The following is a 12,434-nucleotide window of genomic DNA, read 5'->3' as shown; positions in this document are numbered from 1 at the left end:
TAAGATGGGTAACTTCACTTATATTTCATGAGATGAGCGTCATACTAGTATGATGGTGATCGATTAAAGGAGTGAAGGCAATTGTCGATGAGAACTGGGTTAACGTTCGGCATCTATCCGCTGAGCGCTGCGGGAACACCGACTGGGCTGGCTACAGGACCGGAGGATGTTTATGCGAAAGTGCGGCAGGCGGTAGATGATCTTCGCGGTGAGCAGGAGCAGCTCGTTCCTCGAAATTATTTTGTATACGCGGGGCCAGCTTCGGAGAAGGGAAATTTCGCAAGAGGAGACGCGCTTCAGGGGCACGGGCTGATGGGCGATTTGGTTATTGGCAGCATGCAGGAGTCCGGCTTCCATATGGAAGAATGGCTTGATTTTGTACGGAAAGTGATTGAGCGTTACGGAACGTCGATGCGTTCGCTTCAGATTACGAATGAGCCGAACTTAAGCTTCATGGAAGGTGCGAGACCGTATACGCAGCAGGCATTGATACGCGGAGTGCTTGCCGCCAAAGAGGAAGCAAACAAGCTGCAATTGCAACTCCCTATCGGCTTCGGATCGGTGCCGGATGGGCCAGTTGCGGTTCCCAACTTCTGGGACAGCCTCGGGGAGCAAGGCGGCGATACCTTTATCAACTGCTTGGATTTCGTCGGACATAACTTCTATATTGATGTGTTTGATGAAGAGCCCCTCGAGATTGAAGAAATTTCCGAAGCAGTGGAGCGAACGCTGACGAAGCTTAGGGAAGAGGACATGATGAAGGCCGGCATTCCGCGGAATGTTGCCATTCGAGTCACGGAGAACGGGTGGCCGACGGGAAGGAATCCGTTCACGCAGCTGGTGCGGACGGAAGAGCGGCAAACGATGATTCTCGAGGCGCTTATTCGAAAGGTCTATGAGCTTCGGGATCAGCTGAATATATCTCACTATGCTTTGTTTGGTCTGCGTGATGCGGATAGCAATCAAGAGGACCTGTTCCATCATTTCGGGATTATGCGGGATGACTACACGCCGAAGCCCGCATACGCGAAATTCAAAGAGCTTGTGCAAGAACTAAGCCGGTAGAATCGGAGGCTGCTGTAATTAGATTACGGCAGCCTTTTGTTATGAAATCGGCGTAGATTTGGCAGGAATAAGCAGATAAACTAGTAGGAGATAGATAACGATTCGGAGGTAGAGACAATGGACGAGCAGCACGCGATAGAGCGATTCAAACAAGCAGTTACTAGTCAGGATACACCCGCAGCAAGCCAGTGTTTATGTGAGTTTCCGTTCCTAGTGGAGCGGATCAATGAGCCGTGGTTTTCGTTTGATTCGCCTGCAATTGTCACCGCTGCAGCAAGCGGAAGCCAAGAGATGGTAGATTTACTCCTTGAGAACGGGGCTGATCTGAGTGCAAAAAGTTCCTGGTGGGCTGGCGGGTTCGGCGTGCTGCATCATGACCATCATGAGCTGTCTCTTTACTTGATCGAACGAGGTGCGCCTGTGGATATTCATGCAGCCGCTGCGCTTGGCATGATGGCGGCTTTGCGAGAGATGGTAGAGAAGAACCCGGCAGCGGTCAATGAGCGCGGTCCGGATGGACAAGTTCCGCTGCATTTTGCGCAAGATCCAGCGATCATCGATTACTTACTCGAGAATGGCGCCGACATCGACATGCGTGACATCGACCATTACAGCGCACCTGCACAGTGGGCGATTCATGACTGCGCAAAATGCAGCTATCTCGTGGAGCAGGGCGCGGCTGCGGATATCTATATGGCGATACAGCTCGGAAATGTGGAATTGGTGCGCAGGTTGGTGGATGAGGAGCCCGGCTGTCTGGATGCACGGGTTGGTGAAGGGCGCTTCACGTCAGGCGATTCCAATGGCGGGCATATCTACTTGTACAAGCTTGGTGCCAATATGACGCCGCTGCTTCTTGCTGCGCGCTGCAAGAATGAGGAGATTGCTGCGGTGATTTTGGCTAATCGCCCTGCATCGCAAAGGCTTCTGTATGCTTGCTTGACCGGAGATCAAGCCGGCGTACAAGCTCTGCTTGCGCAGGACCCGAAGATGGTCGAGTCGCTGTCCGTCGACGAGCAAAGCACGATCGCAGATGCAGCTTGGAACCATAATGCGGCAGCTGTTCGATTGCTGCTGGAAGCCGGGATCGGAGCAGATGTCAGACGCAGTCCTGCGGATTTCACGGCGCTCCACAGCGCCGCGGTGCACGGAAACGCCGAGCTCGTGCGGCTTCTCCTGGCGCATGGGGCATCTACGGAGCTGAAGCACGGACATGGCGGCGCAGCATTAGGCACTTGCATGTGGGGCTCTGTGCATTTTCGCGATCCCGAAGGAGATTACGCAGCAGCAGCCGAGTTGCTCCTGCAAGCCGGCGCACAGATTCCTGGTCAGTTGAATGGGAGTGAAGGTGTGAATGCGGTGATCTCCCGCTACCAATCGGAGAGAGGTCAAAACTAAGTTTCTAGGAGACGGCGCCATGTCAAAACCTTCTACTCAATCGGATAGGCCGAATATAGTATGGATCTCCCTTGAAGACACGAGCCTGAGGTTCGGGTGTTATGGGGACAATGTTGCGCGGACGCCGAATATCGATCGACTAGCGAGCGAGGGCACTCTTTACACCAACGCTTATTCAACTGCAGCGGTATGCTCGCCGAGCCGAAATGCTATTATCACGGGCATGTATGCGACTTCTATCGGAGCGCATCATCATCGGACTTCGGAACCGGAGCATACCGAGCATACGCCAACGCCATATGAAGTCGTTCCTCCGCCATATGTGAAGACGTTCACCGAATACTTGCGAGCAAGCGGCTATTATTGTACGAATAATGAGAAGACCGACTATCAATTCAAAGCTCCGATCACCGCATGGGACGAAAATGGAAATACGGCGCATTGGAGACACCGTTCGGATCATACGCAGCCGTTCTTCGCTGTGTTTAACCTCATGGCCACGCACGAAAGCGGAATGTGGCGTCCATATGAATCGCTGACAACGAATCCTGACGATGTGTTGGTGCCGCCATATTTGCCTGATACGCAGAAGAGCCGCGAAGCACTCGCGCTCCACTATGACAACCTGGAGCTTAACGACAATCGAGTTGGTGGCCTGCTTCAACAGCTGGAAGATGATGGTCTAGCGGATAATACCGTTGTGTTCATCTGGAGCGATCACGGCGAAGGACTTCCGCGGCACAAAAGATGGCTGTACGATTCCGGCATCCATGTCCCGCTTATCGTTCGCTGGCCGGGACGACTGGAACCGGGAACGACAACCGATCAGCTGGTCAGCATGATCGATCTCGGACCGACCGTGCTGCGGTTAGCCGGAGTCCCTGTGCCGAAACATATGCAGGGACAAGCTTTTCTCGCTGCACCTACTTTGAATCTGCCTGAACGAACTTATGTCTTCGCTGCAAGGGACCGTCATGATGAAATCTACGATATGGTGCGGGCTGTACGAGATGGTCGGTATAAGTACATTCGCAACTGTTACCCGGAGAAATGTTATTTTGACTGGGTTCCGTACGGGCATAATCACGGAATCATGCAGGAGATGTGGCGCCTGTACGCGCTTGGCGAGCTGAATCCGCTCCAGAAGCGATTGATCGAAGGCGGTCGTCCGCCTGAGGAACTGTACGATTGCTTGAGCGATCCGCATGAGGTACATAACCTTGCTGGCGATTCGAATTATCGCGAAGTGCTTGATCGTATGAGCGAAGAGCTGGATCAGTGGAGAACGCGAGTGGGCGATATGGGGGAGATACCGGAAGCGCAGATGGCAAATCTGATGTGGCCAAACGGGATTCAGCCGGTGACAGCTCCGGTTCAATTTGTGCCTATCGCAGATGGCGCGCCTGGTACGGAGGATGTAGCGGCGGGGCAACGGTATGAGTTCAAAGCACCTGTGGTGCTCCTGTTATGCTGCGGAACGCAAGGTGCTTCAATCGCTTATACATTGGATGATGACGAGTATCCCCGTTGGCGCTTATACACCTCGCCGGTTGTTCTCGGTAACCGGACATCAACCGTAACCGTAAGGGCCAGAGCGATACGTATCGGCTACGGTGAGAGCGAAGAATCGCATGTGACCATACATTGCAATTAATATCGATATGCAATCCCTGCATATATTCGTAAGAGATTTCGCAAGCACTTGTGAACGACTCTTACGGAGAGCAGGTGTTCAGATGGCCGTTAGCCTGGATATCGATACACTCGTCTCAGCCATTATGTGGCCGGTCGTGATTTGCATCTTTCTCTTGATTTTTCGCAGGCATATGCCAGAGTTGCTGGAAGTGTTGTTGAAACGTGTGAAAAAAGTCGATTTTGCAGGCGTATCCGTCGAGCTATCCGAATCGAAGTCGTTTACCCCGAGCATATCTATGAGCCAGTTAGACTTGATTCAATTCATGGAGCGCGAGCATTATACGAGCGAAGTGTTCGATATTCGAGCGCAATTGTTAGCGGACGGCAGCGCGGATTACACCGTTATTAACTTAGGGAATGGCAACGAATGGCTCACTTCGCGTCTGTACATCATGGCGATCATGTTTGCGCACCAGAAGAACATTAAAGCGATCGTGTTCGTTGAATCGAACCAAGGAACACGCAAACGATTCGTTGGCTGGGCCAAACCTGCCGCCATCCGCTGGGCGCTCTCCAAGCGATATCCATGGTTTGAAGTCGCATTCTCGGAAGCTTACTGTGCGCTTGTTAGAGATTACGGTCCAGGGCCGCTGGTCACGTCCAACCGCGGAGAACTCGGTAATGGCGAGCCATACGTATTCGTTCTCCGTCATTTTCTGAAACAGGTCCAGTTGGACAGTATAGAAGAAATTGCCCCTGAAGCGAAGTCAGAATGGATCAGCTTAAACGACTCGAAACGGAGCTTTGAGCATGGAGAATGGATTGACGGCATCCTCCTTGAGGAAATCGTGGAAGATGACCTCCACATCAATACCATTCAATCGAACAAAGCCAAGGAGCTGAAGATAGACAATTCTCAGTTCCAAACGATATTGGATTCGCCTGGGGAATTCATCGCGCTAACTTCTTTTAATGGGCAATTTAAAGCGCTTTTGGAACGGACAACAATATTGGAGCAAGTTTTGAAACAAGTGGCATTACCGTCACAGGAGTGAGATTTCTGCGTACGAGAAAGGTGTGTCCGAATGAAGCCGCAGATAGTTATGGATGTGGTTGCACGAGATATGGGAGCAGAATTCTCTGCATTTGAGCGTGTTTCAGAAGGGGAGGATTCACAAGCATTTGCAGTGCGCATCGACGATGTGGGATGCATAATACGGGTCAATCGTTCGGCGAAGGGATTTCTTAAGGATAATTATTGTTATCGCCATTTCACTTCATCGGAACTGCCGATACCGGAAATCATCCGAATCGGTGACCTGGATGATGAGTTTTCTTACTGCATCTCTCGGCGGGCACCTGGCATTACGCTGCAAGATGTGCAATCTTCTGAGCTGACGGCAATCGCACCGTCTGTGATGAAAGTCATGGAAGCGATGGGGAGCACGAGTGCTGCCGAAACGAGCGGATATGGTTCTTTTGACGAAAATGGGATCGGCCGCTTCCTGAGCTGGCGGGATTATATCGTGAGCATATCGGATCCACGCTGCTATGATTGGGAGCCACTGATACTGCATCCGAACCTCGTCAACGAGCGGCTCTCTTCTTATTTTGAAGTGATTGAAGCTTTCGCGCCGCGCTGCCCTGACGTTCGCCGACTCGTGCATGGTGACTTCGGTTCGAATAATGTGCTAACGGATGGCGGCATCATTACCGGAGTGATCGATTGGAGCGAAGCGATGCTCGGCGATCCACTCTACGACGTGGCGAACATCTTCTTCTGGCGGACGTGGCTCGAATGTATGGAAGCGCAGGCAAGTTATATCGAGGAGCGTCATCCCGAGATTACGGAACGGGGGCGGGCAGAAGCACTGCGCTGCTACCAGCTTCGTATCGGGCTTGATGTGATCTACCAAAGCGCTGCGGCGGGAGACGCAGACACGGTGGTGCTCGAATGGGCATTAGCCAGATGCGACCAGATAATCTCGAGCTAATAGAATCGGTTGATGGAGGAAGCCTGCGGAAGCGGGCTTTTTCTTTTTTTTCCGGGCCTATTAAATTGGGTTTGACATGACACCAAACGGTGGCATATAATAAAAACGTCACCAAATGGTGTCTGATTAGGCAGTCGAATGAGACCGTAGGAGAGGGTGTTGTGAGCGATAACAATCAGTCACGTGATGTATTTGACGCGATTGCAGATCCAACGAGGCGAAGGCTCATTCAACTGTTGTCCGAGACGGAGGAGACGCCGCTTCATGAGTTGACCGTCAAGTTTGACATGGGCCGCACCGCGGTATCCAAGCATTTGAACATATTGAAAGAAGCCGGACTCGTCGTTGATCGAAAGGTCGGCAGGGAGACGAGATACAGGCTAAACGCCGCACCACTTCAACAAATTCAAGACTGGGTCGCTTTCTACAGCAGGTTTTGGAGTACCAATATGCTGCGTTTAAACGAACTGCTAGTGGAGGAGGAAGAAGAATGAGTTTAACGTTAAATCTGGATTTTCAATATACGACAACGATCGAGAAGCTTTGGAACGCAATTACGGATCCCGATAAGCTTGCCAAATGGGTGATGGAGAACAACTTCAAGCCGGAGGTCGGATATAAGTTTACGTTCCGCCAGAAGCCGACTGAGTATTGGGACGGCATCGTAGAAGGTGAAGTTCTAATCGTCGACGAGCCTAACAAGCTGTCTTATACATGGGGCACTGGAAACGAGAAGCACACAGTCGTATGGACGCTGCAGGATCTGGGAGAGGGCAAAGTGAATCTGCATCTCGAGCAATCCGGAATTTCCAATCCGCAAGCGCTTGGCGGCGCAAAATATGGCTGGACGAGTATGGGCGGTCAGTTGGAGATGCTGTTGTCCGAGTAATGAATTTTATGTGGGAAGGATGTTAACATGACCGAATTGAACCAGGAGTATATCGTAATTACAGGCGCGAGAGAGAACAATCTCAAGGACGTAACCTTACGAATCCCGAAGCGGAAAATCACGATCTTTACCGGCGTTTCCGGTTCGGGCAAGTCATCGATTGTGTTCGATACGATTGCTGCAGAATCGACGCGCTTGCTGAATGAGAACTTCAGCATGTTCGTGCGCAATTTTCTGCCTCGCGTTCCGCAGCCGGATGCAGACGCCATCGAGAACTTGAGCATGGCAGTTATTGTAGATCAGAAGCGTCTGGGCGGCGGCTCCCATTCCACGATGGGGACGATTACGGATATTTCTCCCATTCTTCGATTGCTGTTCTCCCGTGCGGGAAAGCCTTATGTCGGTCAAGCGAACATGTTCTCATTCAACGATCCGCAAGGGATGTGCCCGGATTGTAATGGTCTCGGCCGCAGTCTTGTCGTTGATATGGATAAGGCAATTGATATGTCCAAGTCATTGAATGAAGGAGCCATTTTGTTCCCTGATTACAAGGCGGGCAGCTTCGATTTGTCGATGCAAATTGAATCTGGCTCGTTCGATCCGGATAAGAAGCTGATTGATTATACAGACGAAGAACTAGAGCTGCTGCTTCACGGCAAAGCAAGAAAAGTGGAAGTCCAGTTCGCTGGAAAATCCATGAACATTACCGTTGAAGGCTGCATCGAGAAGTTTACGAATAAATACATCAAGCGCGACGTGAAGACGATGTCGGAGCGTACACAAAAAGCGGTTGCTCCATATATCATCGAAGGTACATGCTCCAGCTGCCGCGGCGCAAGACTGAGTGAAGCAACGCTCAGCTGCAAATTGAACGGATACAACATTGCCGATTTGTCCGCAATGGAAGTTGGCCAGCTTATCCGTGTTGCGCGCGAGATTGACGATCCGGTCGCAGCGCCGGTTATCAAATCATTGACGGACCGTCTGCAGCACCTCGTCGACATCGGTCTCGACTACTTAACGCTCGACCGCGAGACGGATACGCTGTCCGGCGGCGAGTCGCAGCGCGTCAAGATGGTGAAGCATCTGAGCGGCAGCTTGGTGGATGTCACTTATATTTTCGACGAACCTAGTGTTGGACTGCATCCTCGCGATGTCCATCGCTTGAATGAATTGCTGCAGAAGCTGCGCGACAAAGGAAATACGGTCATCGTTGTCGAGCATGATCCGGACGTTATCAAAGTGGCGGACCATATCGTCGATGTCGGCCCTTACGCGGGAAGCCGCGGCGGCAACGTTGTGTTCGAAGGCAGCTTCCCAGGCTTGCTGGAGTCAGGCACGCTGACAGGCAATCATATGAAGCGTCCGCTCGAGCTGAAGCAGGAGAGCAGACAGCCATCCGGCAAGCTGTCCGTTAAGAATGCCAAGCTGCATAATCTGCAGAACGTCAGTGTCGATATTCCGACTGGCGTATTGACGGTCGTTACAGGAGTAGCTGGCTCAGGCAAAAGCACGCTCATCAACGATGTGTTCCTCAGCAGCCATCCGGACGCCATCGTCATCGATCAATCCGCGGTAGGTGTATCGACGCGTTCGAACCCCGCTACTTATACGGGCATTATGGACGATGTAAGGAAAGCTTTTGCAACGGCGAATAAAGTGAATCAAGGGTTGTTCAGCTTCAACTCCAAAGGTGCTTGCGAGAACTGCGGAGGCCAAGGCGTAATCTCGATCGACTTGTCCTTCTTGGACAGCGTCGAGCTGCCATGCGAAGCGTGCGGAGGCAGACGGTTCAAGGAAGTGGTGCTCGAGTACAAGCTGAACGGCAAGTCCATAGCAGATGTGCTCGAGATGACGGTGGAGCAGGCGCTCGAATTTTTCGAATTGAAGGAAGTTGTTCGCAAGCTTCAAGCGCTCAGCGATGTCGGTCTGAACTATATCACGCTCGGTCAGCCGCTCAGCACGCTATCCGGCGGGGAATGCCAACGTATCAAGCTCGCAAGCGAGCTGCACAAGAAGGGCAGCATCTATGTCATGGATGAGCCAACGACCGGACTGCATATGTCAGATATCGGGCACCTGCTGGAAATTATGAATCGCCTCGTCGATACCGGGAATACGGTGATCGTCATCGAACACAATCTCGAGGTGATCAGCCAAGCGGATTGGATTATCGATATGGGCCCGGACGGAGGAAGCAAGGGCGGTCAAGTCGTATTCGAAGGGGTTCCTACCGCGATCGTACATGAAGAGAAGTCGATCACGGGCAGATATTTGAAGTAACTTAATATAGAGAGTAGAGAGGAGTGCTGCTGGATGGCAGATCCAATCAAAAATCCGACAGTAGATAAGTTTATTAGCATGGCTTCCAGCTGGAAGGCAGAATTCGAGAAGCTCAGAGAAATCGTTCTGGAGAGCGGGCTTACGGAGGATTTCAAGTGGATGCATCCTTGCTATACGCTGGAAGATAAGAATGTTTTGCTCATCCACGGCTTCAAGGAATATTGTGCGATTCTCTTCCACAAAGGCGTCTTGTTGAAAGATCCTCATGGCATTCTCATTCAGCAGACGGAGAATGTGCAGGCTGCGCGCCAGCTGCGGTTCACGAGCTTGCAGGAAATTCTCGATATGGAGCTCACCATCAGAGCATATATCTACGAAGCGATTGCGATTGAGAAGTCCGGGCAAGAGGTTGTTCTTAAGAAAGCGACCGAATTTCCAGTCGCGGAGGAGTTTCAAGAGAAGCTCGATGAGAATCCGGCGCTCAAGACGGCGTTTGAATCGCTGACGCCAGGGCGGCAAAGAGGTTATCTGCTGCATTTCTCGCAGCCGAAACAGTCCAAGACGAGGACGGCAAGGGTCGAGAAGTATATGGAGCATATCTTGAGCGGGAAAGGGATCGACGATAAATAAGAGGGGGCTGTTCCGAAAGTCATAAATGACTGAGGGACGGCCCTTTTTTTCTCTCTCGAGGCTAGGTACCAGCGGGGGAGCGACGGTTTTGTTCGCTCGGAGGAATGGAGGCGACTTACATTCACTGATCCCACACATAAATGAGGATGCGGTTTACAATATAAATCAACAAGAAAACGGTACTGAGCGTTACCCGTCCTGCTGCATAGAGTGCTACAGCAGCTGAGCCCATCACGACAATTTCCAGGAGCAGTTGAAGCCAAGTCGGCACAACGATCGAAGCTTTTGGCGCGACGAACATGCCCCAGACGACTGCCGCGAGAAGCGGGGCTCCAACGCTTAGTACGATTCTCCAAATCGTTCGATTCCCTGTGTGCCATCCCCAGTAAGCGAGTGACCCCAAAGCGAATAATTCCAATAGAAATCGAAGCAATAAATTGATATTTTTAATGATGATCATATGGGCATTCAGCTCCTCCTGATTTATGCACTGGTCAGCATTTCGGAGTATAGCATCGCAAGTCGATACTGTAAATAGTTGGCTGTTTTGCCGGTACGAATTGGTTTTTGCTACGTGTGATGCTATTGTAGAATCATCGATAGGAGACAGAGGTGAAATACATAGATGATACATGCCACCAAGTTAAAGGTCGGTGTGCTTGGCTGCGGCGTTATCTCACAAGCTGCTCATTTGGAAGCTTGCGTGAGAGCGAACCATGTGGAGCTCGTTGCCATCTGCGACGTTGCTGAAGATTTGGTAGAGAAGATGAACAGTAAATTTATCCCGAAGCGAACATATACGAATTACGATGAGATGCTCGCCGATCCTGAGATAGAAGCAGTTATTATTGGGATTGCGGATCAATTCCATGTTCCGATGGCGAAGAAAGCTGTGCTCGCCGGAAAACATGTGCTTGTCGAGAAGCCGTTAGGCGTAACGATAGAGGAATGCGAGGAACTCGAAGAGATGGTCCGGCGCTCGAATCTGACATTTCAGGTCGGCAATATGAAGCGATTCGATCCTGGCATCGCTTATGCGAAGCAGTTTATTGATGAAGAGATGGGCGAGATGCTGGCGCTGAAAGCATGGTATTGTGATTCAACTTACCGATATACGGTGACGGATAATGTGATGCCTGTTATGATTACGAGTGATGCAGCGAAGAGACCAGAAGGCAATCCGAAGCTGGACAAGCAGCGCTATTATATGATGACGCATGGCAGTCATCTTGTGGATACGGCGAGATGGTTAGGCGGCGAGATCGAGAGCGTGCATGCATGGCATACGGAGAAATTCGGCGCGCATAACTGGTTGTGCACAATCGAATATGCGAACGGCACCGTTGGTCAGCTGGATCTCACCGTTGCGGTGCGTATGGATTGGCACGAAGGCTTCGAAGTGTATGGCGAGCATGGAAGTGTCACCGCGAAAACGTACAATCCTTGGCTGTTCAAGGCGAGCGACGTGGAAGTGTTCTCGGCCCGAGATGGCGTCTATCGCAGACCGATCGGAGCAGATGCGCATTTCTACAGACTTCAGCTTGAAGGCTTTGCGAATACAATCCTGGGCGGTATGCCACAGATCGGCGCATCGATCCATGATGGTATTCAGAATATGAGAGCGATGGTTGCGCTCGCCAGATCTGCAGCACTCGGCGGCGGCAAGGTTAAACTGTCCGAAGTTACCGGTGCCGTCTAATGATGGAGCTCGGGATATTCGCGAAAACATTCAGCCGAAAATCAGTTGAAGAGGTGCTGCAGGCGATCCGTGAGCATGATCTGCGGAAGACGCAATTCAATATGTCCTGCGCGGGATTGTCATCCATGCCAGAAGAGATTGACCCCCGGCTTGCGAGATCAATAAGAGGAGCCTGCGAGCGGAACAACATCGAGATGTCGGCCATATCCGGTACGTTCAACATGGCACATCCTGACGCGAACAAACGGAGAGAAGGAATCGAGCGTCTTCGCGTAATAGCGCAAGCATGCAGCACACTTGGAACTTCTGTCATTACGCTCTGCACAGGAAGCAGGGATCGCGACAACATGTGGCGGAGGCATCCCGATAATGGAAGCCAAGAGGCATGGTCTGATATGCTTCATACGATGTGTGCTGCAGTGGAAATTGCCGAGGAGTATAACCTCCTTCTCGGGGTCGAGCCTGAGCTAGCCAATATCGTATATGATGCGAAGCGAGCGAAGGTACTGCTCAAGGAGCTAAGCTCGCCATCCGTCAAGATTGTAATGGATGCAGCGAATTTGTATAATCCGGAGAGTAACCGTTCGATGAATGATATATTGAGCGAGGGATTCGACTTATTAGGCGAACATATCGTCATTGCCCATGCCAAGGATATCATCATGGACGGGGAAGCGGAGTTTGTTGCTGCAGGACAAGGCATCATCGATTATAATCATTATTTACAGCTGCTTACGGCAGTGCATTTTACAGGACCATTAATCCTGCATGGTTTGAGCGAAGATCAGGTCGCTGAAAGCATAGCTTACATAAGAGCACAATTTCCATGAAGATGAAGGGT

Annotated in this window: 12 protein-coding genes; 11 read left to right on the top strand and 1 reads right to left on the bottom strand. The window is 51.3% G+C overall.

The features are described from left to right. Positions 1-87: 87 nt before the first annotated feature. The 9 genes from A8990_RS08045 to A8990_RS08005 all read left to right on the top strand — a co-directional run bounded on the left by A8990_RS08045 (position 88) and on the right by A8990_RS08005 (position 9,894). On the top strand, positions 88-1,065 hold the full coding sequence (locus tag A8990_RS08045) for a hypothetical protein (RefSeq protein ID WP_116188612.1): 978 nt from the start codon (positions 88-90) through the stop codon (positions 1,063-1,065). Between the two features lie 117 nt (positions 1,066-1,182). Continuing rightward, positions 1,183-2,463 carry an ankyrin repeat domain-containing protein gene (locus A8990_RS08040; protein WP_116188501.1) on the top strand — a complete coding sequence of 427 codons (1,281 nt, stop codon included), beginning with the start codon at positions 1,183-1,185 and terminating at the stop codon, positions 2,461-2,463. 19 nt (positions 2,464-2,482) lie between these two features. After that, positions 2,483-4,117 (top strand): sulfatase family protein, encoded by a 1,635-nt coding sequence (locus A8990_RS08035; protein ID WP_116188500.1) that lies wholly within the window; start codon positions 2,483-2,485, stop codon positions 4,115-4,117. 82 nt (positions 4,118-4,199) lie between these two features. Further along, positions 4,200-5,153, top strand: coding sequence for a hypothetical protein (locus A8990_RS08030; RefSeq protein ID WP_116188499.1), 954 nt, complete (start codon positions 4,200-4,202; stop codon positions 5,151-5,153). Between the two features lie 30 nt (positions 5,154-5,183). Beyond that, positions 5,184-6,092, top strand: a complete 909-nt coding sequence (locus A8990_RS08025; protein ID WP_116188498.1) for a phosphotransferase family protein — start codon at positions 5,184-5,186, stop codon at positions 6,090-6,092. Positions 6,093-6,253: 161 nt separating this feature from the next. Further along, the gene (locus A8990_RS08020; protein WP_116188497.1) at positions 6,254-6,586 is read left to right on the top strand and encodes an ArsR/SmtB family transcription factor; all 333 of its coding nucleotides are present in this window, start codon (positions 6,254-6,256) and stop codon (positions 6,584-6,586) included. Further along, positions 6,583-6,981: an SRPBCC family protein gene (locus tag A8990_RS08015; RefSeq protein ID WP_116188496.1), complete on the top strand. Its 399-nt coding sequence runs from the start codon at positions 6,583-6,585 to the stop codon at positions 6,979-6,981. The genes A8990_RS08020 and A8990_RS08015 overlap by 4 nt, the downstream gene beginning before the upstream one ends. Positions 6,982-7,008: 27 nt before the next feature. Further along, positions 7,009-9,264 carry an ATP-binding cassette domain-containing protein gene (locus tag A8990_RS08010; RefSeq protein WP_116188495.1) on the top strand — a complete coding sequence of 752 codons (2,256 nt, stop codon included), beginning with the start codon at positions 7,009-7,011 and terminating at the stop codon, positions 9,262-9,264. 33 nt (positions 9,265-9,297) lie between these two features. Next, entirely contained in the window at positions 9,298-9,894 is a 597-nt protein-coding gene (locus A8990_RS08005; RefSeq protein ID WP_116188494.1) for a YdeI/OmpD-associated family protein, read from the top strand. Positions 9,895-10,015: 121 nt separating this feature from the next. Here A8990_RS08005 and A8990_RS08000 read toward each other — a convergent pair whose 3' ends face one another. Then, positions 10,016-10,354 carry a YrdB family protein gene (locus A8990_RS08000; protein ID WP_116188493.1) on the bottom strand — a complete coding sequence of 113 codons (339 nt, stop codon included), beginning with the start codon at positions 10,352-10,354 and terminating at the stop codon, positions 10,016-10,018. A gap of 165 nt (positions 10,355-10,519) precedes the next feature. On the opposite strand from A8990_RS08000, the gene A8990_RS07995 reads away from it, so the two are divergent. Both A8990_RS07995 and A8990_RS07990 read left to right on the top strand, forming a co-directional pair. Further along, the gene (locus A8990_RS07995) at positions 10,520-11,593 is read left to right on the top strand and encodes a Gfo/Idh/MocA family protein (RefSeq protein WP_116188492.1); all 1,074 of its coding nucleotides are present in this window, start codon (positions 10,520-10,522) and stop codon (positions 11,591-11,593) included. Then, positions 11,593-12,423: a sugar phosphate isomerase/epimerase family protein gene (locus tag A8990_RS07990; protein WP_245995897.1), complete on the top strand. Its 831-nt coding sequence runs from the start codon at positions 11,593-11,595 to the stop codon at positions 12,421-12,423. Before A8990_RS07995 ends, A8990_RS07990 begins: the two co-directional genes overlap by 1 nt. Positions 12,424-12,434: the final 11 nt, after the last annotated feature.

It is taken from the genome of Paenibacillus taihuensis, from assembly GCF_003386535.1.
Taxonomy (GTDB): Bacteria; Bacillota; Bacilli; order Paenibacillales; family Paenibacillaceae; genus Paenibacillus_Z; species Paenibacillus_Z taihuensis.
This window is presented reverse-complemented; position numbering and strand designations above follow the sequence as displayed.

What these genes read in the sequence shown, in the direction of transcription:
- A8990_RS08045 (WP_116188612.1), top strand. Translation starts at nt 88, where the DNA reads ATGAGAACTGGGTTAACGTTCGGCATCTATCCGCTGAGCGCTGCGGGA.
- A8990_RS08040 (WP_116188501.1), top strand. Translation starts at nt 1,183, where the DNA reads ATGGACGAGCAGCACGCGATAGAGCGATTCAAACAAGCAGTTACTAGT.
- A8990_RS08035 (WP_116188500.1), top strand. Translation starts at nt 2,483, where the DNA reads ATGTCAAAACCTTCTACTCAATCGGATAGGCCGAATATAGTATGGATC.
- A8990_RS08030 (WP_116188499.1), top strand. Translation starts at nt 4,200, where the DNA reads ATGGCCGTTAGCCTGGATATCGATACACTCGTCTCAGCCATTATGTGG.
- A8990_RS08025 (WP_116188498.1), top strand. Translation starts at nt 5,184, where the DNA reads ATGAAGCCGCAGATAGTTATGGATGTGGTTGCACGAGATATGGGAGCA.
- A8990_RS08015 (WP_116188496.1), top strand. Translation starts at nt 6,583, where the DNA reads ATGAGTTTAACGTTAAATCTGGATTTTCAATATACGACAACGATCGAG.
- A8990_RS08010 (WP_116188495.1), top strand. Translation starts at nt 7,009, where the DNA reads ATGACCGAATTGAACCAGGAGTATATCGTAATTACAGGCGCGAGAGAG.
- A8990_RS08005 (WP_116188494.1), top strand. Translation starts at nt 9,298, where the DNA reads ATGGCAGATCCAATCAAAAATCCGACAGTAGATAAGTTTATTAGCATG.
- A8990_RS08000 (WP_116188493.1), bottom strand. Translation starts at nt 10,354, where the DNA reads ATGATCATCATTAAAAATATCAATTTATTGCTTCGATTTCTATTGGAA.
- A8990_RS07995 (WP_116188492.1), top strand. Translation starts at nt 10,520, where the DNA reads ATGATACATGCCACCAAGTTAAAGGTCGGTGTGCTTGGCTGCGGCGTT.
- A8990_RS07990 (WP_245995897.1), top strand. Translation starts at nt 11,593, where the DNA reads ATGATGGAGCTCGGGATATTCGCGAAAACATTCAGCCGAAAATCAGTT.